Source organism: Algoriphagus litoralis (assembly GCF_003259255.1).
Lineage (GTDB): Bacteria > Bacteroidota > Bacteroidia > Cytophagales > Cyclobacteriaceae > Algoriphagus > Algoriphagus litoralis.
On sequence record NZ_QGOL01000003.1, the window covers coordinates 66,547 to 91,232 of the forward strand.

Consider the following 24,686-nt stretch of genomic DNA (forward strand, 5'->3'; position numbering starts at 1 on the left):
TTTCAAGCTATGTCAAGCAAATTCCTTCTAGGTTTTCTATCGATTTTCTTAATTGTGACCGAGAGCTCTTTTTCTCAAGTTTTAGAGGATAAAGTGTATTCGGAGCATGTTCATTCGGTTAGGTTGTTTCCGCAGGGAATACAGCAAGATAGTCAGCTAGATGCACCGGTCATATCGCTATCGGACTCCAGACCATTGGTTTTATTATTTGATGACATCTCCTATGATCCTGAACAGTATTCGGCAAAATTAATCCATTGCGATGCGGATTGGAAGCAGTCCTCACTTCGCAACAATGACTTTTCTGTCAATTTCAATGAGTATAATATTCAGGATTACAGCTATTCAGTCAATACCCGGATCCCTTACGTTCACTATGCTTTCACCGTTCCGAGAGTCACAAAATCCGGAAATTATGTTCTGAAAGTCTATAAAAACCGTAACGAAAACGAGGTCATTCTTACCCGTAGGTTTATGGTTTATGAGGAGCTTTTTGCAATAGGAGCATCTATAGTTCCTCCCACGCAGACTGAAGACAGGAGGGCTCTACAGCAAATAAACGTGGCAGTCAATTACTCCAAGGTGGATTTGGTGGACCCCACCACTCAGGTTAAGGTGATTATTCGCCAAAACCAGCGTTGGGATAATGCCAAATTTCTCAGCAAGCCCACTTTTCTAAATCAAAGTGCCAAGACCATCCGATATGAGCCATTTGATGGATCGAGCACGTTCATGGCAGGCAATGAATTCCGATTTGTAGACCTTCGGTTTATCCGTGCCACAGGAGTGAATATTGCTGATGTGAAAGTAGAGGAATCAGTGATTTTTGCGAATACCCTACTTGATAAAGCAAGACCAGGAGGAGCTTATTCACAATATCTCGATTTGAATGGGCAGTATATCATCTTTACCAATGATCGACCGGGAGGAGACCCTGAGGTAGAGAGTGAATATATTTATACCACCTTCAATTTTCAGGCAGATCCAGGTCGGGAGGTAGTGATGCTCGGTTCCTTGACCAACTGGGGTAAGAGTCCTGAAGCCAAATTGTCCTATGATCCCAAGTCAGGTATCTATAGCACTTCTATTCTGCTAAAGCAGGGTTGGTATGATTATCAGTTTGCATTCTCAGGTCCTGATGGCTATGATTCTGATCCGATCGAGGGAAGCCATTTTGAGACCGAAAACGAATATGAGGTTTTGGTCTATTACAGAGCTTTGGGATCAAGATATGATCAACTTGTCGGCTATGTATACTTACAACCTAACAGGAGAAGGATATAAAAAAATCCTCTCTGTAAGGAGAGGATTTTGTTTTTATAGTTCTTCAGAGATATCAGTATCAGATTCAGCGTCTTCAGAAGTAGGGGCGACATTTTGCCTTACTCTATCGGTTGGCTTGTAAGGAACAAATCCCTCACGTTTGAATTTGTAGCTTGTCGTCCTATTGGTGCCTGCAGGATGGTTGGCTAGATCCAACATTCCAAAGCCTTTGTGGGTAAATGCACCCAGTCCACATTTGAACACGAAATCCTGAACCTCAGGAGCAGCATACAACGTGAACGGCAGGGTATATCCTCTCACTTCGTACTTCACATCCATGTCATAGACGGCATAGATTCTTGCAAACTTCTTTTGCTGTTCCTTCAATTTGTTGACATAAACCATGTCAGGAACCACTTGAAATTTGAAGAAAGATTCCATCTGCTCTGGAGTGTACCAGCCGGATTTTTCCATCCTAGTCAAAGTAGATTCGTAGAGGAGATCCGAAAACTCATCGCTGTCCGGATTGATAAATCGCTTACCAGCTTCCTCATTGAAAGCCGGAGTGATCAATACAAGCGGAGAAATACAGACGAATTTGTTATTGGTTTCGAGCGTCGGCTCTGTTTCCAATTCGGTGTATTCCGGCGATAAGATCAGATTGCCCAGTTCGATTTTTGGCGTAGCAAAAACCTGCTCAAGCAAATAGTCCATAAAGTCCTCGCTTTGTGAAGAAAGGACGAGCGTAACCAGACTGGAGTAATAGTGCAACCCACTTCTACTTACTTTGGTCTGGCCTTTCAAGCCAGAAAAGTTGAAGAAGTTATAGTTGAAGAATTCCTCTCTTCCTCCTTTCACAATCAACCCCTTTAGGAATTGTGCCAGGATGTACTGATGATGAAAAGGCAAATAGGAGCCTTTGTTTTTTAGTGAAAATATTAGTCTAACTCTCACGATGATTTAAAAATAAAATGAGACAAATATGAATTAAAATACTTACGTGTTTGGGTGTATAAGCAGGTGACAAAAGTACAAATAAAATTCAAAAAAAGTCAAACGTTGAACCTAAAATGCATAATATCACCGTCTTTTACCACGTATTCTTTTCCTTCAATTGAGATTTTGCCATTTTCGCGGCAGCCAGCCTCATTTTTGAATTGTTGGTAATCAGCGAGTTTGATTACTTCCGCCTTAATAAATCCACGCTCAAAATCTGTATGGATCACGCCAGCCGCCTGAGGTGCTTTCCAACCTTTTTTAATTGTCCAAGCTCGTACTTCCTGAACACCTGCGGTGAAATAAGTAATGAGATCTAACAGCGAGTAAGCCCCTGATATTAATTTATTTAGGCCACTTTCTTCCAGTCCATATTCGGAAAGAAACATGGCTTTCTCTTCCAAATCTTCAAATTCTGCAATTTGGGATTCGATGGCTGCACAAAGTAGTATTACCTCAGCATTTTCCTCTTTTACCTTGTCTTTGAGAATTTCTACAAATTTATTTCCAGTCAGAATGCTGCTTTCATCCACATTGGCCACATAGAGAACAGGTTTGATGGTGAGTAGATGAAGATCTCTCACCGCTTCGAGTTCCTCTTTATCGGCTTCTACTGCACGGGCATTGAGTCCGGATGTGAGGCCATCCTTGAATCTGTTTAGGATTTCAAGTTCAACTCTTGCTTTTGCATCTCCCGCTTTGGCGATTTTTTCTACCTTTTGGATTTTCTTTTCTACAGATTCAAGATCTTTTAACTGGAGTTCTGTATCGATCACTTCCTTGTCAAAAATAGGATCAACACCGCCGGCGACATGGACGATGTTTTCATCTTCAAAACAACGGATCACATGAATGATCGCATCCACCTCCCGAATATTTGCCAGGAACTTATTGCCCAGCCCTTCACCTTTGGAAGCACCTTTGACCAGTCCTGCAATGTCAACAAATTCAATGATTGTAGGGACTACGCGTTGTGGATTGACCAGATCCTCTAGGATTTGAAGTCGCTTATCAGGTACAGATACGACGCCTACATTAGGCTCTATAGTACAGAAAGGAAAGTTTGCTGCTTCTGCTTTGGCGCTAGATAGCGCGTTAAACAAGGTGGATTTTCCAACATTTGGAAGTCCAACAATGCCACATTGTAATGCCATTAATTCGTTGATTTAATTTTAAATATTCGATAGGATTTGTACCCTCTGAAGAACTCCAATACAGAGACCCTGAAAATGGTATAAACCGGGATTGCAAAGATCATCCCAAGGATTCCTGCGATTTTTGCCCCGACAAAGATAATAACAAATATCTCAAGCGGATGTGCCTTTACAGTTTTGGAGAAAATCATCGGCTGTAGGACCACATTGTCAGTCAGTTGGACAAATGCAAATACAGACAAAATCTTGAAAAGGAAGTAGGTATATTCTGCGTCACTACTAAATGTACCCGTGGATATGCCGACTATAATCCCGAAAACAGAGCCCAAAATCGGTCCCGCGTAGGGAATTAGATTGGCAACTGCAGCAAATAATGCAATCGTAAGCGCATACTCTACACCTGCAAGTGTCAACCCTAGGCTAGCCAATGAGAATATGAATAACATCTGAATCAATAGACCAAAGAGGTAATTTGACAGGAGTTTTTCCACTTTGGTAAACGTAGCCACGGATAATTCAAAGTAGGCATTCGGAATCAGGTTTAGAAGGTTCCTGCGCAAAAGTCCATTTTCCAATAACAGAAAAAAAGTAATAAAGCCCACAGCCATGATCCCGATCAATAAACTGCTCGTAACATTGATCAAACCGCTGATGAATCCTCCGAAATCAAAGGTCTTAATGAATTGGATCAGGGTCGTTTTGAGTTCTTCAAAAAGTGATCCTGGTTTGTTTTCAAGTAATTGGTAGCGAAGCAGGACGCGTTCCATTTGTCCTATTGGTTCCTGGACCTGAAGGTAAATTCCTTCCAGATCCATCTCCGATAGGATGATCAATTGGTTATTGATCAGAGGAAGAAACATCAGACTCAAAAGGAAGATCAAAAGTATAATCGCTGAATAGGATATCAGAATCGCCAGCCATCTGGGAATGTGCTGTCTGACTAGATGAAAGTCATTGATCCGATTCGTCAATGGCCGAAGTAAGGCGGCCAAAATCAGGGAGATAATCAAGTACAGGGTGACATTGGAAAAATACCAGCCAAACAACAAGAATGCTGCAATGAACAAAATCAAATAAATGAAAAATCGCTGCATAACTTCAAAAGAAAAGGAGGCGCTAGCCTCCTCAAATATACTTTAATCAAGATTTGTTTTGCAAAACAAGACCATGGACTGCCTTATTCCCATTTCAACTCATCATTGATCTCACTTTCTGAATCTTCTTGTTCAAACTGGGTAAAATCTACCTCAGGCATCAGCTCGTCTTTCAAGTGGTCCACTGTTTCATTGAGTGCATTGACAAACTTGAAGAAATCTTCCTTATAAAGGAAAATTTTATGCTTTTCATAAGAAAAGCCATCTCCGTTCATTCTGCGCTTACTTTCAGTGATCGTGATGTAATAGTCATTAGCCCGTGTTGACTTAATATCGAAAAAATAAGTTCTTTTACCAGCTTTAACTTTTTTGGAGAAAATTTCCTCTCTGTCGTATCCTCGATGATCTTCCACAGTGCTTTCTTTTAGGGTTGGGTTGTACTAAATAATGAGATAAAGTAAATCAAAACCCCTGTAGAATTCAAAAATGACTCTTGATTTTTTTTAATGAAAAATTCTATTTAGTGTATCAAGTGAAAAAAAAACGAAATGAATTACGAATTGATGAAAAAAAAGAGTGGTACGAAACCACTCTTATTCTCCATGCATAAATGCCTTTTTGGCTAGTAATTCTTCTTCAGTTTCGCGATGATCAGGATCATCCACGCAGCAATCCACTGGGCATACTGCAGCACATTGCGGTTCCTCATGGAAGCCGTTACATTCGGTGCATTTTGCCGTCACAATGTAATAAAACTCATCTGAGACTGGCTCTTGCTTAGCAGTACCATCTACGACAGTACCATCTTCCAAAGTGACTTGTTTCAGCGAAGTACCTCCGCCCCAAGTCCATTCAACGCCGCCTTCATAAATTGCTGTATTCGGACATTCAGGTTCGCATGCACCACAATTGATGCATTCGTCTGTAATCATTATTGCCATGGTTCAATCAATTAAGTTCTCAAAAGTACAATCTCAACAGCTCCAAGGCAATAAAAAAGTTGTCATACTAATTAATTTAAATTTATTCCAAGCTTTGAAGGTTTTGGTACCTTTGTCAGATGAATGAGAGATTACCTTTATCGGATAGAATAGGAGCTTTTAGTGCGCTTGGAATGCATTTGTCTTCTTTGGAGGAAGAGGAGAGAATGGATCTTTTTCGACGAGCAAATAATCAAAATAGCTGGTTTACTGAAAATTCCATGGAAGCTGCCTTGCAGGGTTTATCTTGTTTATTGGAAGAAGGAAAGCTGAAAAAGTGGATTTCTGGCTATCACATTCCTGAAATCGGGATACCCAAAAAAATAGGTATCCTCATGGCGGGCAATATTCCTGGGGTCGGATTTCATGATTTGATGTGTGTGTTGATTTCTGGCCACTTGGCAGTGGCTAAACTGAGTTCCGCTGATTCCTATTTTTCGTCTTGGCTGATTCGCAAACTCATTGAGATAGAACCAAGATTTGAGGAGTACATTCAAACTGCAGAGATGCTAAAAGGGATGGATGCATACATTGCCACAGGCAGCGACAATTCGGCGAGATATTTTAACTATTATTTTGGAAAGTATCCGAGCATCATTCGTTCAAACAGAACCTCGGTGGCTGTTTTGACAGGGGAGGAGAATGAAGCAGATTTGAATGAGTTAGGGAAGGATATTTTTCTCTATTTTGGTCTAGGATGTAGAAACGTGTCAAAAATTTTCGTCAAAAATGAACAGCATCTTCAGCATTTTTTGGATATCATAGAGAAGTTTAACCATGTAGCCTTAAATCACAAATACTTAAATAATTACGAGTACATCAAGTCAATCTATCTTGTTAACAGTGAGCCTCACCTGGATAATGGCTTTTTGATTTTAAGAGAAAGTAAGGAACTCGTATCTCCCATTGGTGTACTTTTCTACGAAACCTATGACAATAGGGATGATTTACTCGCCCTTTTGGACTCTCAAGAATCAAAAATCCAATGTATAGTGGGAGATCCAAAAGAGATACCTGGAGCTACAAAATTCGGAGAAGCCCAATTTCCTCAACCTTGGGATTATGCGGACAAGGTGGACACGATGCAGTTCTTACTGGGATTAGTAGATTAAGCCTTTTCCGGATTATTACTTTTGGGCAAAGTAATGCAGAATTTACTTCCCTGATTTAGTTTCGATTCGACTGATAAGGCACCTCCATTTTTGGAAATGTATTCACGCACCAGAAGTAAGCCAAGACCTGTTCCGGTTTCTTTGGATTGGCCTCGCGTCGTAAAGGAAATCCCTTCATTCAATTTCTGAAGGTTTTCCTCAGAAATTCCCACTCCAAAATCTTCTACACAGATTTTTATTTCGTTGACCGCGGTAGAGCAAGAGACAATGATTTTGGAGCCAGTATTTGAAAATTTAATCGCATTGGACATCAAGTTTCTTATGATCAATTCCAGCATGTTTTTATCTGCCAAAACCCACGTCTCCTCACTGTTTTTGACTTCAATTTCAATTGATTTTTCAATGGCAATTCTGCTCAAAAGGTTTTTTTGACCCAAAATCAATCGGTTAAGGTCAATTTGTTGAGTCTGAATGTGTTCGCCTCTGAGTTGTGAACTTGTCCAGGCAAGCAGATTTTCTAAGAGTAAAGCCACATTCTCCATGTTTTTGGAGATTTCTGGCAACATTTCTAAAAATTCCTCTTCGGTCACTAATCCTTTTTGGGTCAAATGAATGAGTTCTTTGACACCAAAAACGGGCCCTTTGAGATCATGAGAAATGATACTAAAGAATTTATCTTTCAAATCATTGAGCTGCCGTAGTTCTGAAGCTTGATTTCGAAGTTGTTCATTGGTTTTGTTTTCCAGAGTTATATCATCAAAGAGTAATAAAATACCCATGACAAGGGTTTTATCATCAGTGATGGGGATGACTTCTACCTGATAAACCAACTCATTGTTCCCTTTTATTAATTGACTTTCCAGTTGTTGGTTTGTTTTCTGGCGGATTAGTTGAAGGATCTCAGGATTCTCTTCAAATACCACTGAGGCTGATTGGCCGATTTGTATTTTGCTGGGATTTGAACTAAAGGATTTTGATTTGGAATTAAAGTCTACCAATTTTTCTCTATGGTCAAAAATCAAAACTCCCCGGTTCATTAACTCGAAGATTTTTTCTTTGGCTACAGGTTTGAGATTGAGTAAGTTAAATCGAACAATGGATACAGCGATGAAAAAATAAGTAAATAAAAATGCATAGGGTGTGAGATCAAGTCCATCGAAAGGTTTGATCCAAGATACCTGATATAAAATATTGATTATCAGGGGAAAAAATCCCCCAATGATAAGAAGTCTTGTTTGAAGTTTGAAATGGATATTGGCAAAGCGAAATCGCTTCCAAAGGATGGCAGTTCCCAGAAAATAGTAAAAGTAGGAATAGGTAACCTGCACCGGATACCAGACTCCTTTTTCTATTCCCAACAAAGGAAAAGGTCCATCTGTAATCAACCAGTTGCTTTTATAGTGGAGCTGATGCCATCCATTGGTCAGGACAATCACATAAGTAAGCAAAGGCAAGAAAAAAACAGCTGGATAGATCCAAGGCTTATTCCTGGTGTCGTAATCTGTATATTTCAGAGAAAATACTACCCAACATGACGGAGCCAATACCAACCCGAGGTATTCAAATTTGCTCCAAATAAGCATGTGTTCGATAGTCTGGGAAGTGAGTTCGATTCCATAGAAAAAACCCCAAATTGAAAAGGAAAGCATTGTGTAGGCTATCCATTTCACAGAATCTTCTAATTTGAGGCCGATATATAGAGATAGCCCGGCGACAACAAGACTTGATAAAATTAAAGTTAAAGCGTATGGATTAAGGACTAACTCCACGTACTGTAGGGTTGAATTTGGGTGTTATTCACCGCTAAAGTAAAATATTAAATTAAACTAAAAAAGTGTTAGGAAAAACCCTAAGAAAAAACCTGTTCGAATCTGTACTCTCACCTTTTGGACTGGTGATCGTGCTTACCATTTTTTCCTTTTTCCTAGTCTTTTCCAAAGGCATAGGAGAGGGTTTGCCATGGTCAGAGAGTCTACACCAAATGCTGAGCTTTTGGCAAAATGGTTTTTTTGGGCTTCTTGGATTTACCCTTCAGATGATGATGATTTTAGTTTTTGGGTATTCACTGGCCATTTTCAAGCCAATCAATCGGCTCTTGCGCTGGGTCTCAAACTGGCCAGACTCGTTGCTGAAATCGGTTTTGCTTACTGCAGGCATCACCATGTGTTCAGGACTGCTTAATTGGGGTTTTGGATTGATCGTAGGTGCTGTGCTTGCCAGATTTATGCATGAGGGGTTAGTGGCCAAAAATATAAGATCAAATCCAGCTCTCTTGGCTGCTTCCGGCTATTTGGGCATGGGAGTTTGGCACGGAGGACTTTCGGGGTCTGCTCCCTTGAGTATGGCGGAAAGTGGGAATTTTCTAGAGGAAATAGTCGGTGTAGTTCCAGCAGAGCTCACCCTGTTTTCTAATTTCAATCTGATCACTACGGGAGGCTTATGCTGTGTTTTCTTGGCAACAGCTTGGTTTTTGGCTTTCAAAAGCAGCAAAAATCATGATTCAACCGATTCAATTCCTATCGATCCCATACCATCTGGCAATGAAAATTCCCTCGCTCGATTCGCAGGTTTGTTCATGATAGTAGTATTGCTGGCAGGATTAAGTCTCACTAATGAGAAAGGACTAGGATTTATCACGCTCAACTGGGTGAATTTTCTCCTTTTTTCCCTGACCCTATTTGTCTACCGCAGTTCGGGCAATTTTTCGCTTGCGGTGTCCAAAGGATTGAAAAGTTCAGCTGATATTTTTATTCAATTTCCTTTCTATGCCGGGATACTCGGTCTCATTACCGACTCTGGGATTTTGGTGACTGCGTCCAATTTTGTCGTGGAGTTTAGTAGTCTAGAATGGTTCCCCATTTTATCGTTTCTAAGTGCTGCCTTGGTTAATTTATTTGTACCATCCGGAGGGGGGCAGTGGGCCATCCAGGGCCCTCTCATTCTCGAAACAGCGAGTGTTTTTGGCTTGGAGTTGGAAAAAATGATCATGGTATTTGCGTATGGAGACCAGATCAGCAATCTTTTACAACCTTTCTGGGCTTTGCCGCTTTTGGCTATTACAGGTGTTTCGGTGAGGAAAATATTTCCTTATACGCTTGTGTTTTTCTTGGCGGGGTTGATTTGGTTGTGTCTGTCTATTGTTTTCTTTTTTTGATTTTTCAGTGAAAAATGATTGAAAAACTCTCAGCAACACGCTTAACCTGTTTGGACTTCATTACCTTTTCTGAGGGCAATTCCTTATATTCGCACTTGAAAAATCGAACCTTTTATCCACTTAAATATCCAAAATAATGGCTTTTGATATCGATATGATCAAAGCGGTGTATGCCCGGTTTCCGGAGCGAATCGCAGCAGCACGAAAAGCTGTGGGGAAACCATTGACTTTGACAGAAAAAATTCTTTACGCACACTTAAGCGAAGGTCCTGCTAGCCAAGCATATAAAAGAGGAGCGTCTTATGTAGACTTCCAACCAGACCGTGTTGCCATGCAGGATGCGACTGCACAGATGGCATTGCTTCAATTCATGCAGGCGGGAAGAGATCAGGTGGCAGTTCCATCTACAGTTCATTGTGATCACCTTATCCAAGCTGAAGTAGGGGCAGATCAAGATCTGACAAAAGCCAAGGACAAAAACAGAGAAGTTTATGATTTTTTGGCCTCAGTGTCCAATAAATATGGTATTGGATTCTGGAAACCAGGAGCAGGGATTATCCACCAGGTAGTTTTGGAAAACTATGCATTTCCGGGTGGAATGATGATCGGTACAGATTCACATACCCCAAATGCAGGTGGCCTTGGGATGGTAGCGATCGGAGTGGGAGGAGCAGATGCCTGCGATGTGATGGCTGGTTTAGCTTGGGAGCTTAAATTCCCAAAACTTATCGGAGTAAAACTTACCGGCAAAATGTCTGGCTGGACATCAGCTAAAGACGTGATTTTGAAAGTAGCTGGGATTTTAACTGTAAAAGGTGGAACAGGTGCGATTGTAGAATATTTCGGTGAAGGTGCCCGTTCATTATCTGCTACTGGTAAAGGCACAATCTGTAACATGGGTGCAGAAATCGGTGCTACGACTTCTATTTTTGGTTATGATCAAAAATCTGCCGCTTATTTCAAAGGTACTGGCCGTGCTGACGTAGCCGCTCTTGCAGATTCTATCGCAGAGCATTTGACTGGGGACGAAGAGGTCTATGCAAACCCTGAGGCTTATTTTGATCAGGTGATAGAAATTAACCTTTCTGAATTGGAACCGCATGTCAATGGTCCTTTCACCCCTGATTTGGCTTGGCCGATTTCTAAATTTGCTGCTGCTGTTAAAGAAAATGGATGGCCTGCTAAATTGGATGTAGGATTGATCGGTTCTTGTACCAACTCTTCTTACGAAGATATTTCTCGGGCAGCATCACTGGCTCAACAGGCCGTTGATAAAAAATTGACAGCAAAATCTGAATACACCATCACTCCGGGTTCTGAGCAGGTTCGCTTTACCGTGGAGCGCGACGGGTTCTTGGACACGTTTGGTAAAATGGGAGGGGTAGTCCTTGCAAATGCTTGTGGGCCATGTATCGGTCAATGGGCTCGACATGGTGCCGAAAAGCAGGAGAAAAACTCCATCATCACGTCTTTCAACAGAAACTTTGCGAAGCGAGCTGACGGAAATCCGAATACGCATGCCTTCGTCGCATCACCTGAAATTGTGACTGCTTTGGCTATAGCCGGAGATTTGACATTCAATCCACTGACTGATTCCTTGGTTAATTCCGATGGTAATGCTGTGAAACTAGATGAGCCGACTGGATTAGAACTTCCAACAAAAGGTTTTGCTGTAGAAGATGCAGGATATCAGGCTCCTGCGGAAGATGGGTCCAAAGTCAGTGTAATAGTCGATCCAAAATCTGATCGCTTGCAATTATTGGATTCATTCACCCCATGGGAAGGGACAGACCTTAAAGGTTTGAAGCTTTTGATCAAAGCAAAAGGAAAATGCACAACCGATCATATTTCGATGGCTGGTCCATGGCTGAAATTCAGAGGTCACTTGGATAATATCTCCAACAACATGCTGATCGGAGCGGTCAACTATTTCAATGATTCGACCAACAGCGTGAAAAACCAACTTACCGGTGCTTATGGCGAAGTGCCTGCTACCCAGCGTCACTACAAAGCTGAAGGAATCGGTTCGATTGTGGTTGGGGATGAAAACTATGGAGAGGGATCGTCACGAGAGCACGCAGCGATGGAGCCGAGATTCTTAGGAGTGAGAGCGATTTTGGTAAAATCCTTCGCCAGAATCCATGAGACCAACTTGAAAAAACAAGGAATGTTAGCCCTGACTTTTGCGGATACAGCGGATTATGATTTGATTCAGGAGGACGACTCAATTGATATCCTGAGCCTGAACTCATTTGCTCCTGGCAAAGCACTGCAAGTTGTGCTGAATCATAAAGACGGAACTAGCGACACGATCACTGTCAATCATACTTACAATGAAGGTCAGATCGAGTGGTTCAAAGCTGGATCTGCACTGAACCTGATTAAAGCCGCTATTGGCAAATAAGTTTAAAGCCGCGGCCATATCGCCGCGGCTTTGTTATTTTTGACCTATGGTACATTACCCAATCAAAAAAATCATCCCAATTCTATTCTTTAGTATTGGGATTTTTTATGCCTCGCTGGCCCAGGAAAAAATTGAGAAAGAATCTGGAATTAAGGCCAGCCAGGTTCCAGCACCAGCTAAAGAATGGTTAGAGGATGCTTTTGAAAATCTAAAGAAGCCGAAATGGTATCTAGAAATCTCTCAACTTGGAAGGTCCTATGAAGCGAAATTTCAGTTTCAAGACCATTATTATAGTGTGGAATTTGATTCCTTGGGGAATATCCAAGATGTCGAAATCGAACTAGAGCAGGCAGAAGTTTCTCCTGAGGTTTGGAGTGCAATTCAGTCGTATTTTGATTCAACCTATGAGCAGGTGAAGGTGGAGAAGATCCAGCGCCAATTATCAGGATCGGCCTCAGCTCTGGAAGATTATTTTGATGAAGATGAAAGAGAGGGGATTGTCATTCGGTACGAACTGGTATTTCAGGGTAAAAATGATATTTGGGAACTTTGGGAAGGGTTATTTGATGCTCAAGGAATCTTATTGTCAAGATTGAAAGTTCAAATTCGAGCCAATGATAACCTTATTTTTTGATGAAGAAATTTCTTTTTGCCTTCGTGTTTCTTGGTGGTCTGGGGGAATTGAAAGCACAGGAAAAGCCAGTTTTTTTTACAGGTATTTTTCCGGAACTATCCCTCACAAAAAGGATCAATACACTCCACAAGATTAATTTTAAAGTTGAAAATCAGGAAGTGATTTTTGACAATAGAGAAGGTGAAAATCTTCAATTTACCCATTACCGGACTGATTTAATGCTGTTTTTTGACAGGAATGTTCGACCTGGGATGAGTGTTGCATTGGGTGTTTTTCACAGGTTTCAGGAGGATGAAGATGCCAATCGCATCATTCAGCAGCTTGCCGTCTTGCAGCGAATGCGAAATCTCAGAATCAATCACAGGTTTAGAACAGACCAAACTTTCACCAGGAATGAAGCTCTAGAGTTCCGGTTTAGGTATCGGTTTTCACTGGAGATTCCCCTGGAAGGAGCAGAGGTAGATCCGGGAGAATTGTATGTTGTAATCTCTGATGAGCCGATATTCAGTAGTCAGGCTGGAGAATTTGAAATTGAGAATCGGCTCGTCCTTTCCCTTGGAAAATTGATCAATAAGCAGCAAAAATTGGAGTGGGCAGTAGACTACCGAACGGATGGGTTTGTGCAGGAAGGATTTAGAACTCGACTTTGGGCAAAAATTAGCTATTACTACAATTTTTAAAGCAAATTTAAGTATTTGAAAAGTGAAAAATTTGCTATGAAATACAAATTGCTGTATGTTTACGAAAATTTGAAAGAGTAGAAACTCTTTTGAATCACCCAAAAACAGCAATAAATTTTCAATGCAGGATAAAGGAATAAACAGTACGTTTAAAAAGATCATCTATGAGTCCTCAGAAATGGTCTTCCTTGCTGACGATTCCTATCCCTATGCCATATTTTATGGCAATGAATCTTTTGAACTTGAAATTGGTGAATCTCTTAAAGACAGAACTTTAGCTGGATTAGGTCTGGATATCAATGCCTATTTGTTTAAAGAGGAATTGATCCTGACCCACGGAAAAAAGGATTATTCATTCAAGCTTGAACTTCCCGAGGATAATGGAGCCAATTACTTTCTTTTCTACAAAGGGAAAGAAATCAAAACGCATGGACTTCCTGGTAAAAAAGAAGCGTATCAATTTTTCACTTCTCGACTTGATCTGATTGCCATAGGCAAATATGATCATTTGACCTACCTCAACCCTTCCGTGACTTCTGTGCTGGGCTATGATGTGGAGGAATTATTGAATACCAATTTATGTCCTTTCATTCATGAAGCTGATCTAGCCAAAATCCAGAAAATCTGGAAGGCCAGTCAAAAGGATCCTGAAGTCACTTTTTGTGAGTTTAGATTTTTGGGCAAAGACGGCATTTACCGGCATCTGGAATGTTCTGTACAGTTTAACCCGGAGACCTTTTTTTTGATTGCTCGCGATGTTTCGCATCGATATGCTCAGGTCGAAAGTGAACGGAAACTGGAGAGTCTTATAGAAAAGGCCCCGGAGAATGCGACCATAGGGAAGTGGAAAGCAAATCTGGAATCTGGAAATTTAGTTTTAGATGCATCAGCAGAGAAAATAATTCAAGAACTTCTGGGAATTGGTTTCGACATGAAATCAATTCAGGAAAAGCTATTGAATCAAATCAAAACTTCGATTGAATCTACAGATCCAGAAGGCGAGAAGGCTTTAGCTGAATTTTTGATTTCAGAGGATAAAAAAGTCGGATTCAAATCATTTTTTCCAAACCAAAACCGATCTCTAGTCTGGGGGATTTTTTGGGACGAAAGCCGGAGCAAAAAGATTCAGCATGAGTTGGATTTTTACCAAAAAGCCTGGATGCAATGCCCAGAAGCCATGATGCTAGTTCGGCCAAATGGAGAGGTGGTCTTGGCCAATCAGGAGGTAATCAAGCTTTTTGGTTACGAAGGAAAAACAAAAATTTCCCATTTAAAGGATTTGAGTGTCTTTTTTGAGGAGGCATATAATTGGACGGAGTGGGTTAGTTTTCCTTCTGGGGATAGGACCATTTCTAGGTTTTCTACCTTGCTTATCAATGAAAAAGGAAAGCAATTGACTCTGGAATTGGCTTCAAGCAGGATGCAATTTGATCAAGAAGATTACATCACACTTTCTTTCAATAACATTTCTGAAAAAATCAATCTTGAAAAGAAAGTCGAAGCAAGCAGCGACTTCCTGATGAATTTAACAGACCAGGTTCCCGGAGGTCTGTACCAAATGGTATTAAATTCAGAAGGAGAAATGAATTTCTCTTTCCTTTCAAAAGGAATCAACACCGTTTTGGGAATTTCCTCCCAAGAGATTCAGGAGTTCTCGGACATCTCTTCTGCAATTTCCAAAGTGCACCCTCAAGATTTGCCACAGGTGATCATGACTTCGGTAGCTTCGGCTCGTAAATTGGAACCTTGGCAGTGCCAGTTTAGAGTCAAATCAGCCGCAAACTCTGCTGAATATCGCTGGGTATTGGGAGCTGCAAGGCCACAAGCTCTGGAAAATGGGGATATGGTCTGGTATGGTTATTTAACTGATATTTCAAAGCAGAAAGAGTTCGAATCCAAACTCGATGAGGCAAGATTGGCTGCTGAAAAAGCCAATCAGATTAAATCGGATTTCCTCTCCATGATCAGCCATGAACTGAGGACACCGCTTAATGCCATCTCAGGTTCGGTATATTCTCTGTTCCATGACGAACCTACATTGACCCAGAAATCTGCCCTGAATACAATCAATTTTGCAGTGGATAATTTGATCATTATGATTAATGATCTTCTTGATTTTCAGAAAATTGAAGCAGGAAAACTCACTATCGAGCAAGTGCCATTTAACTTGAAAGACATCCTGAATCAAGTTATCAAAGGACTTTCATTCCATGCCAAGGATAGCAAAAATAACCTGCAGCTTCATCTTTCTGAAGGGCTCGATATCGCTGTGAAAGGAGATAAGACCAGGCTATCACAGGTCATGAACAATCTGATCACCAATGCACTCAAATTTACCAACGAAGGTGATGTCGATGTGAAAATAGAACTGCTAGGTCAAGTCAGAAACCGAGTGAAAGTCTATTTTGAGGTGAAGGATACTGGGATAGGTATTGCGCCGGAGCATCAGGAAAAAATCTTCAATGATTTTGATCAAGTCAAGCCAACTTTTAATTCAAAATATGGAGGAACTGGCCTAGGTTTGTCGATTACCCGAAAATTATTGAACCTAATGGGGGGGAAGATCGGTCTGGACTCTAAGGTTGGCTCCGGAAGTAGATTCTTTTTTGAGTTGGAATTCGAAAAAGCCGAAGAAGCCATTGGATCAATTCCAATCAAAGAGAACCAAAGCCTTTCATTTACAAATCTTCACCTCTTGATGGCAGAAGATAACGAAGTCAATGCCTTAGTTCTGGGAAAGATTATCAAAAAATGGGGGTTCACTTTTGATCGCGCTCACAACGGAAAAGAAGCCGTAGAGGCCGTAAAAAACCGCGACTTTGATTGTATCCTGATGGATATTCAGATGCCGGTCATGGATGGATTTGAAGCAACCAATGAAATCAAAAAGTTTTCCGAGATTCCAGTTATCGCTTTGACTGCTGCCGCCAAACTGGAAATCATGGAACAAATAGATGCCTGTGGATTTGAGGGATTTGTCGCCAAACCTATCGATGCAGCTGAACTTTTGAAAAAAATCAAGGAGGTAATAGTCGAGAAAAGCTATAAATCCTGAGCTTTGGAGTAATACTCCTGTACCAACTCCATTTCTGGATAATCTGCTGCCAATTCGGAGAGATACTGCAAGGCAGACGTTTTGTCCCCTTTCATGACATAGTAAATTCCCTTGTTTCGAAATGCAAATGGATTTTTTGCGTCCATTTGGATACTTTGGTTGATGAGTTCGAGTGCTTCTTCAGGCCGATCCAAAAACAAAAGATACAGACCTTTATTATTGTAGAAATAAGCCTGTCTATTGTCGAGGGTGATCGCTTTTTCGACCGAGGTCAATGCTTCATTCACTTGGCCTTCCTCAAATAGAATCATAGATCGCAGGTTGTGCAGATTAGGCTCCGTTGGATTTAGCTCTTCAGCTTTGACTAAAAGTTCTTTTGCTGATTGATAGTTCTTTTGGTAGAATAGAATTGTGGCCTGATTGACCAACAGATCAGAATTTTCGGGTTGAAGGGTAGCTGCTTTCTCGAAGCCTTCCAAAGCCGCAGGGTAATTTTTCAGTTTCTCCTGACTCAATCCTGCAATGAAATATGACTTCCAGTTTTCAGGATCAAGTTTTAATAGACGATCAGCATCTTCTCGGGCTTTATAAAATTCTCCATTGTCCAAATAAGCCATTCCGCGCTGAAAGATCGCCTCGTAGTAATCTGGCTTGTAAGTAATGGCAAGATTTAAATCAGTGATGGTCTCCGCCAATTCATTAAGTTGGCGATGTGCCATAGCTTTATTGAAGTAAGCATCTGCGTAGGCAGAGTCCAAATTTAAGGCTTCATTATAAAATGAAATGGCAGACTTTGGATCATTTTCGGCCAGCTTTTCATTTCCTTTTAGGAGAAATCGGCCTTTTTTTGTTTCATCGGAATCACATCCGATGGATAGGGTGAATACTAAACCGAATATTAACCTATTCAATAGTTTCATTTTCTGCCAGGTACTTGTCATCATTTTTTTCTTCACCCAAAAGCATTGCAAAAGGTTTGGTGCTCTCGCTTAGGTCAAAAATCTCTCTGAGAATTGCCATGGTAGGAATAACCAAAACCATTCCTGCCACGCCCCAGATAGATCCTCCGATCAATAAGCCTAAGAAGGTTATAAATGCATTGAGGTTTACATTTCCTCCAACAATCTTCGGGGTGAGAAAGTTGCCCTCCAAAATTTGGATCACTTGATAGATTCCAAATACAGCAATCGGATAAAATAAGCTGTCCATCGTGAGGAAAGAATAAACTACTGGAAGAAGTACACCAAAGAAAGGACCAACATAAGGGATGATATTCAAAATCGCACCGATAATTCCAAAGAATATCGCATGCTTAATTCCCAAAATAGAATACCCAGTTATGTTCAAAATGGCCAAAATAATCATCACCTTACCCACGCCTGCGATGTAATTTTGAATCACTTTTCTAAGGTTTGAAATTCTCAACTTGACCAGAGTCGGGTCTTTGTCATGATAAATCATGACCATCAGTTTGGTGAGATGGTCACGATATAATAGGAAGAAAAACATAAATACTGGGATCAAAATCAAGCCCGAAAGTGATCCGATCGCATTCAGTGCGAAAGATGAAATACTTGAGCTGTTTTCATCAAGCAGATTTATCAAGTACTTTGATTCCGCTTTTTCTTCTAGGTTTTCGTTGATCCCAAAATTTTCATAAGTCCAGGTGTCTACTTCCTTTGCCACCGATATTAGTCTATCGGAAACATTGTTGAAATCTCTGGTAAAACTCACCACATTTCCAATAATAAAACTGATTAAACCTGCCACCAGAGCCGTCATCACTAGCAGCGAAATGATGCTAGACAGCGTACGAGGGACTTTGTATTTCTCCAAAAACATACTCAGGGGAGTAAATAGAATCGCAAAAAAACCTCCCATGAAAAGAGGGATCAATAAACTTCTCCCCACAATTAAAAAAAACACCAAAACAATAATGAAGGTCATTACAGTAAGGGCCTTGAGATAGGCCTGCATTTGGATTCCTTGAAGTTTCATAAGTCAGTGGTTGATCAAAAAAGATAGGAGAATTCTGTCGATTTTACAATTGGGTCTAAATGAGTCCAGATCGTTTCAGGAGTGATTCAGGCTTTGGATCTCTACCTCTGAATCTTTTATACAATAGAGAAGGGTGTTCTGTGCCTCCAGCTGAAAGTATATTTTTCTCAAAAGAGAGCGCAGTTTGGGTGTCGAAAACTCCATTTTCCAAAAACATTTCAAAGGCGTCAGCATCCAAAACCTCTGCCCACTTGTAGCTGTAATAGCCTGAGGAATACCCTCCTTGGAAGATATGAGAAAAGCTTGTGCTAGCCATAGTGCCGGGAACTTTGGGCAGCAGATCGGTTTTTCGCATTACCTGCTCTTCAAAATCTCCAATGCTTTCAATTGAACTAGGATCCTGACTATGATAGGCCATATCCAGTAATCCGAAGCTGATCTGTCTCATCGTCAGGTATCCCTGCTGATAATTAGCCGCGTTTTTAATTTTCTCAATTAGTTCTTCAGGAATTTTTTCCCCTGTTTCGTAGTGCTTGGCAAAGAGATCAAGACACTCTTTTTCATAGCACCAGTTTTCAAAAATCTGGGAGGGAAGCTCAACAAAATCCCAAAAAACACTTGTTCCAGTAAGTGATTCATAAGTCCCTCTTGCCAGCATTCCATGAAGTGCATGGCCAAACTCATGAAAGAGTGTGGTGACTTCATTAAATGTGAGCAAGCTGGGTCTGGATTTGGTCGGTTTGGTGAAGTTGCACACAATGGAAATGTGGGGACGAAGATCATGTCCCTCAATAGTTTTTTGACCGCGATAGGATGTCATCCATGCGCCATTTCTTTTGCCTGCTCTTGGGAAAAAATCTGCATAGAACACCGCCAGATGATTTCCTTTTCTGTCTTTGACTTCGTAAGCTGTGACTTCTGGATGATAGACAGGGATTTCCGGATTGGGATGAAAAGTGAGTCCAAATAGTTTCCCTGCCGTAAGAAATACCCCTTCGATCGCATTTTCCAACTTGAAATAGGGGCGGAGCAACTCATCATCCAGCGCATATTTTTCTTTTTTGAGGAGTTCGGAATAATACCCAAAATCCCAACGGTTCAAATCACCCAATCCGTCAAGTTTCTTTGCGAAATCGGCGACTTCCTGGACTTCTTTTTCAGCTTTGGGCTTTGCTTTTTCTAGGAGTGATTCCAGAAAGTCGAGTACCGCCTTTGGACTTTTAGCCATCCGCTCTTCCAAGACAAAATCTGCATGGGATGCATAACCCAGTAGGTTGGCTCGCTGATGTCGAAGATTCAGTATTTGCTTTATTGTTGTCTGATTGTCAAGTGCATCACCTTTGGCAGATTTTGTATTGTATGCCATGAAGAGGGTCTTGCGGAGCTCACGGTTTTTGGCGTAGGTAAGCGCCGGAACATAGCTGGGGTAGTCCAGCGTGAATGCCCATTTGCCAGGCTGGCCTTTTTCGGTGGCGATCTGTGAAGCTGCTTCTTTAATCCCCTCAGGAATCCCCTCCAAATCTTCTTCATTTTCGATAAAATAGACGTATTTGTTTGTTTCTGCCAACACGTTTTCACCAAATTTTAGGCTGAGTTGTGCTAATTCTTGGTCTATTTCACGGAGTTTGGAAGCTTCTTCCCCGTTGAGGTTTGCCCCATTTCTGACAAATGATTTATAGGTCTTTTCCAGAAGGGTAGCTTGCTCAGGACTGAGATGTAGGTTTTCTTTCTCCGAAAATACCTGCGCGACTCGCTGGAAAAGTACTGGATCAAGCAAAATATCATTGGAATATGCTGTCAGCAATGGGGAGATTTCGCGTGCTAGTTTCTGAATTTCATCATTTGTCTCAGCGGAATTGAGATTGAAAAAAATCGCTGAAATAGAATTGAGTTTTTTTCCGGCACGATCCAGCGCTTCGATAGTAATTTCGAAAGTGGGCAGTGCTTCGGATTTGATTTTTTCAATATCTCCTTTTGCCAAAGAAATGGCTTCTTTGACAGCAGGGAGGAAATGGTCATTGGTGATTAGATGAAATGGTGCAGTTTCAAAAGGGCTGGTAAAATCAGCCAAAAGTGGGTTTGTCATGGTTTAAGCTAATCGTTTGGGAAGTTATAGCGGTGCATTCCATTTGGGTTCGAGGAGATGCCCTACTTTTTTCATTTCTGCTGCTAATTTACCAATTTGTTCAGTAAAGCTCCTGAGTTGCCAGGGATGAAAAGGAACATTATTGGAATCGTTTAAACTTTGGCGATAGGACTCAAATTCTCCAAGCCCAAAGTAAGCTTCGGCCCTGTTGACCAAGATCCAATATTTTTGAGAATTGTAGTACTCCTGAAGTTCCTGGCCTTCTTTTGTTCCTCCAATAATCAGATTTTGATCATTTTTTTCTTTTTGATGAATCAATTTCCAATCCCGCTCACAAAGAAAAAGCACTCTCTTCCAGGTGCGCTGCGCAAAAATCAGGTCCGCTATTCGCTCCTGATCTGAATTAACCAAGTTGGAGGTCGCATGGTAGACAAGTGTCATGGCAAGATTGATTCCATTGTATCGGTTATTGAGGAGGTAATAGCTTCGCTGAAAATACAGGATCGAATCCTCCAGATGTTCTTCACCCTCACCACATTCGTAGAGCTTTTTTTTCACAGCACCTGCTGATGATACGGTCTCCGGGTCATTGGAGTGAGCCAAATTGATGGATTGTAATAAACTGAGCGACTCATAAAGTGCGGTTACCAAGTCTGGCTCAGCTGCCTTGTAGGTAGTAAAAGAAAGCCTATGAATAAGGTAGGGGTCTTTTTGGCCACTATTTCCCCCTGAAAGTAAAATTGCGGTTTTGAATAGGTCTCTCGCTTTTGCAAATTCCATCACATCGATGGCGTCTTCAGCCTCCTGAATGATCAACGAAAGTGCTTTGCCGACTTCTGGGGCAGGTTGTGTCTTTTCCGAATCATTTACTGCTTTCTCTATTTCAGCCTGCAGTTTGGGTGGGATCAAGGAGTGAAGGTAAGTATATACTGGGCTGTCGGCTTCTTTTTTATCCAATACTGTTTGGATCACGTTGCCCAAAGCCGCTCTAAATCGCTCCACTTCTTCGTAATCTATCGCATCACCCAAGTGCTGGTAGCTATGAATGACCACATGATTGAGATCGAAAGGATACATCAATTTGTCTTCCGAGATCACGATGGTAGTGAATGGCCTCAAGGCATGTCTTACGCCCAATTCATAGAGCGCATTGGCATTTAAGGTTGACAAATCCGCAATCACCATGTCGGCCTGCAGCAATTCCTTGTACATCTGCACATCGATTGATCCAGAATGGGTGATTTCATCCGCACGGACACATTCGACTCCTTTGGACTCGACTACCGGTTTGATCAAAAGTCGGTAGGACTTATTGAGATCTAGTTTTCGACCATTGATGTAGTCGGTTTTGATCCCGAAGCCCATGACTACAAAGCATCTTTTTTTGGTTTCGCTCATTGGTTAAAAAATTAGAATTGGTGGTGGATGAATTTAGTAAAGATTCTGAAAGGTAAGCTTTTAAAAGAAACAAAGTTGCCCATCCAAAAGCAATGAAATTTCCATAGCCTGAAGTCTACAGGATTTGCTATTTGAAAAGGACCGTCCGGAACTGCTAGTTAATAAAACACCTCGAGCGTTCTGCCCGAGGTGTTTCAATAGAAAAGATTATTGCGATTAAAAGTCGAAATCGCAGCTCATTTCCTCCATTCCGATAGGAGCACCGTCAGGAACGCTCAATGTTTGCTGAGCGGTGAACTCTTCCGGTAATTCTAGAAATGCTTCAATTTTATCTTCCAGATAGGCTCTATGCGCTTTCAGGACGCCATTGGAGGATTCCATTTCCGCAATTTTTTCCAACTGCATTCTGGAAATTGCTCTCACCGTCTGGGAGGCGTTTGGATTTTTAGCAAGCATTACCAAGTGGTCAACAAACTTTGCCTCAGTCATTAGTTTAATCTCGTTTTTCAAACCTCCAGGCATTGTGCTAGAGAAGACCTGAGCAGTAACCTGATCGAGTAAGTTCTCAAACCCCGGTAGTGAAGCATCCTGAAGATTTTGTAAATACACCCGATTGATTCTTCCACTTTCAAAAAGAAAGCTAAACGTAGCATCTACGATGTTTTCAGCCGGAGCAATGGGATCAAAAGTAGGCCCTGTTCTGGAGGGGAAAGTTTCTCTGTTTCTTCCATAGCCGAAAGGTCTTGGTGGAATTAAAGCAAGTACGTGCGAGGGCACTTCGAGCTGATTGGCAGAAATGGTGGTAAGCAACGCACTGATCGCTTCGTTTTGTTCTTTTGCAGAAATCCACTTTTGGCTGGACTGATTGTCTCCCTTGATTTTGTAGGTGTAATCCAGCCCACCGATAAGTTTACTTGTCGCTTCCAACTGATAGCGATGCATCAGATAGAGTGGCACAAACACTTCCTCCAAAATTGCCTGTGGTTCACCTTCTTTGATGGCATTCAATCCAAAAGTTTTCATTCGGTTTTCCCGAAGTTTCAGCATTCGCATCAGTTCAACAGGTGCAGAAGCACCATTGTCCCACAGATGGGAGCGCGGATGTACCCCACTTGGATTTCTAGAGTCCGAATCTGTGATAAATTCAAAACCTGCAGCATAGGTGTCTGTCAGTGTTTTTTCCAAAAACTCCTCTTCACTTTGACCCGGTGCTGGGGTTCCATAGCCATATTTGATGGCCCATTTGTCCCATTCGCCGATTTTCAAATCATAAGCCTGACTGAAATCTAATTCTCCATTTGCACTTTCTGTAATAAAAGGGTGCGGATAATCCATCACCGAAGAACGATTGCTAGGTGAGGTAGCATAGCTGTGCGCTATACCGATTGTGTGACCGATCTCATGTGCAGAAAGCTGCTTCAATCGATCTAAAGCCATCTGCATCATCCGTGGATCGACTGGTTTTCCCTCTTCGAAAGGCTGCAGCAAACCCTGAGCAATCAAGTAATCCTGCCTTACTCGCAATGAACCTAATGACACGTGACCTTTTAAAATCTCTCCTGTGCGGGGATCACGTACGCTTGATCCGTATGACCAGCCTCTGGTGGATCGGTGTACCCACTGAATGACATTGTAGCGAACATCCAAAAGATCGAGACCTTCGGGAGCTAGTTCTACCCGAAATGCATTTTTAAAACCAGCTGCCTCAAAAGCCTGGGCCCACCAGTTTCCACCTTCGATCAGTGCAGAAGCAACTGGCTCTGGTGTACCGCGATCGAGGTAGTAGACGATGGGTTCGACCACTTCTGACACCGCCGCACTTGGGTCTTTTTTCTCCAACCTATGGCGGGAAATGAAACGTTTTACCAAAGGCTCATCGATCGGAGTGGTGTAATCTTGATAGCTGATGAAGAAAAATCCGCCTCTTGGATCGAACTCCCGCATAGCATATAATTCAGGAAGCTCGATAAAGGAATGTCTCATCCGCACTGTTACAGCCTCTGGAGTGGGAGTTACTGACCGCAAATACCCTCCAGCACCCGTTCCAGTCAAGGTAATAGTAGCTTCTACCTCTGTATTTTGGGGAAAGTTTTTAGTCATAGGAAAGTACAGGCCGGAACGGCTGGCATCCACTCGGTAGGTACCCTGGCGGGATCGAGTCAATGTTTCGGATACGCCGTGAGCATCTTGCATGTAGAAATTGGTCGCATCCACAATCAACTTGTCACCGTCTTTCTGGGCGATCTCAAATCCCCAAAGTACAGATTCAGCAAAGGCATCCTGAATAGATTTTGCCTCATAGGGGTTGTCCGTATAAGCTCTGAATCCATAGTTTTTATGGACCAAAAGAATCTTATTTCCAGTCCGACGAAACTCTACCACCCGATCGTCACCAAGCTGACCTCTGTCAAGCCCGATGTCATTGGAGCCGACTCCTGCGGTCAATGCATTGACGTAGAGAAATTCTTTGTCCAAACTGGAGATCTCAAGGTAAATTTTACCTTTTTCCTCGTCTAAGTAAAATGGGATAAATCCGTCTTTTTTTGTCATTTTGCTCAAATCCAGGCTTTGTGAGAAGGCTGAAAAAGACAAAAGCATCAAAAAACTCAGAAGGTATAGTGGTTTTTGCATAGGTATATAGCTTTGTCCCAAATTATCAAAAAGGGATGGGACTCCAG

18 protein-coding genes are annotated in these 24,686 nt (G+C 41.6%); 7 read left to right on the forward strand and 11 right to left on the reverse strand.

From position 1 onward, the window contains the following. Positions 1-9 precede the first annotated feature (9 nt). Entirely contained in the window at positions 10-1,284 is a 1,275-nt protein-coding gene (locus tag DK188_RS03605; protein ID WP_111669442.1) for a type IX secretion system plug protein, read from the forward strand. Positions 1,285-1,317: 33 nt separating this feature from the next. Here DK188_RS03605 and cas6 read toward each other — a convergent pair whose 3' ends face one another. The 5 genes from cas6 to DK188_RS03630 form a co-directional block, all read right to left on the reverse strand. After that, the gene (cas6, locus tag DK188_RS03610; protein WP_111669443.1) at positions 1,318-2,217 is read right to left on the reverse strand and encodes a CRISPR-associated endoribonuclease Cas6; all 900 of its coding nucleotides are present in this window, start codon (positions 2,215-2,217) and stop codon (positions 1,318-1,320) included. A 98-nt stretch (positions 2,218-2,315) separates the two neighbouring features. Beyond that, positions 2,316-3,413, reverse strand: a complete 1,098-nt coding sequence (gene ychF / locus DK188_RS03615) for a redox-regulated ATPase YchF (protein ID WP_111669444.1) — start codon at positions 3,411-3,413, stop codon at positions 2,316-2,318. Next, on the reverse strand, positions 3,413-4,507 hold the full coding sequence (locus tag DK188_RS03620) for an AI-2E family transporter (RefSeq protein ID WP_111669445.1): 1,095 nt from the start codon (positions 4,505-4,507) through the stop codon (positions 3,413-3,415). The genes ychF and DK188_RS03620 overlap by 1 nt, the downstream gene beginning before the upstream one ends. A gap of 83 nt (positions 4,508-4,590) precedes the next feature. Beyond that, positions 4,591-4,920 carry a DUF3276 family protein gene (locus DK188_RS03625; protein WP_111669446.1) on the reverse strand — a complete coding sequence of 110 codons (330 nt, stop codon included), beginning with the start codon at positions 4,918-4,920 and terminating at the stop codon, positions 4,591-4,593. Positions 4,921-5,100: 180 nt separating this feature from the next. Then, positions 5,101-5,448, reverse strand: a complete 348-nt coding sequence (locus DK188_RS03630; protein WP_111669447.1) for a 4Fe-4S binding protein — start codon at positions 5,446-5,448, stop codon at positions 5,101-5,103. A gap of 260 nt (positions 5,449-5,708) precedes the next feature. On the opposite strand from DK188_RS03630, the gene DK188_RS03635 reads away from it, so the two are divergent. Continuing rightward, on the forward strand, positions 5,709-6,599 hold the full coding sequence (locus DK188_RS03635; RefSeq protein WP_317046861.1) for an acyl-CoA reductase: 891 nt from the start codon (positions 5,709-5,711) through the stop codon (positions 6,597-6,599). On the opposite strand, the gene DK188_RS03640 is transcribed toward DK188_RS03635, so the two are convergent. Beyond that, the gene (locus DK188_RS03640; RefSeq protein ID WP_111669449.1) at positions 6,596-8,368 is read right to left on the reverse strand and encodes a sensor histidine kinase; all 1,773 of its coding nucleotides are present in this window, start codon (positions 8,366-8,368) and stop codon (positions 6,596-6,598) included. The two genes, DK188_RS03635 and DK188_RS03640, sit on opposite strands and share 4 nt — an antisense overlap. 65 nt (positions 8,369-8,433) lie before the next feature. On the opposite strand from DK188_RS03640, the gene DK188_RS03645 reads away from it, so the two are divergent. The 5 genes from DK188_RS03645 to DK188_RS03665 all read left to right on the forward strand — a co-directional run bounded on the left by DK188_RS03645 (position 8,434) and on the right by DK188_RS03665 (position 16,526). Next, positions 8,434-9,753 (forward strand): TIGR00366 family protein, encoded by a 1,320-nt coding sequence (locus tag DK188_RS03645; protein ID WP_111669450.1) that lies wholly within the window; start codon positions 8,434-8,436, stop codon positions 9,751-9,753. A 136-nt stretch (positions 9,754-9,889) separates the two neighbouring features. Beyond that, on the forward strand, positions 9,890-12,157 hold the full coding sequence (locus DK188_RS03650) for an aconitate hydratase (RefSeq protein ID WP_111669451.1): 2,268 nt from the start codon (positions 9,890-9,892) through the stop codon (positions 12,155-12,157). Positions 12,158-12,203: 46 nt separating this feature from the next. Further along, positions 12,204-12,791: a PepSY-like domain-containing protein gene (locus DK188_RS03655; RefSeq protein WP_111669452.1), complete on the forward strand. Its 588-nt coding sequence runs from the start codon at positions 12,204-12,206 to the stop codon at positions 12,789-12,791. Then, entirely contained in the window at positions 12,791-13,471 is a 681-nt protein-coding gene (locus tag DK188_RS03660; protein WP_111669453.1) for a DUF2490 domain-containing protein, read from the forward strand. The genes DK188_RS03655 and DK188_RS03660 overlap by 1 nt, the downstream gene beginning before the upstream one ends. A 121-nt stretch (positions 13,472-13,592) precedes the next feature. Beyond that, positions 13,593-16,526, forward strand: coding sequence for a PAS domain-containing hybrid sensor histidine kinase/response regulator (locus tag DK188_RS03665; protein WP_111669454.1), 2,934 nt, complete (start codon positions 13,593-13,595; stop codon positions 16,524-16,526). On the opposite strand, the gene DK188_RS03670 is transcribed toward DK188_RS03665, so the two are convergent. From DK188_RS03670 to DK188_RS03690, 5 genes are all read right to left on the reverse strand, one after another. Further along, positions 16,514-17,446 (reverse strand): tetratricopeptide repeat protein, encoded by a 933-nt coding sequence (locus DK188_RS03670; RefSeq protein WP_111669812.1) that lies wholly within the window; start codon positions 17,444-17,446, stop codon positions 16,514-16,516. The genes DK188_RS03665 and DK188_RS03670 overlap by 13 nt on opposite strands. Continuing rightward, a complete protein-coding gene (locus DK188_RS03675) occupies positions 17,430-18,524 on the reverse strand; it encodes an AI-2E family transporter (RefSeq protein WP_111669455.1) in 1,095 nt (364 codons plus the stop codon). Before DK188_RS03675 ends, DK188_RS03670 begins: the two co-directional genes overlap by 17 nt. Positions 18,525-18,579: 55 nt before the next feature. Further along, on the reverse strand, positions 18,580-20,610 hold the full coding sequence (locus DK188_RS03680; RefSeq protein WP_111669456.1) for a M3 family metallopeptidase: 2,031 nt from the start codon (positions 20,608-20,610) through the stop codon (positions 18,580-18,582). A 24-nt stretch (positions 20,611-20,634) separates the two neighbouring features. Beyond that, the gene (locus tag DK188_RS03685; RefSeq protein ID WP_111669457.1) at positions 20,635-22,008 is read right to left on the reverse strand and encodes a tetratricopeptide repeat-containing protein; all 1,374 of its coding nucleotides are present in this window, start codon (positions 22,006-22,008) and stop codon (positions 20,635-20,637) included. Between the two features lie 216 nt (positions 22,009-22,224). Next, on the reverse strand, positions 22,225-24,639 hold the full coding sequence (locus tag DK188_RS03690) for a zinc-dependent metalloprotease (RefSeq protein WP_111669458.1): 2,415 nt from the start codon (positions 24,637-24,639) through the stop codon (positions 22,225-22,227). Positions 24,640-24,686 lie beyond the last annotated feature (47 nt).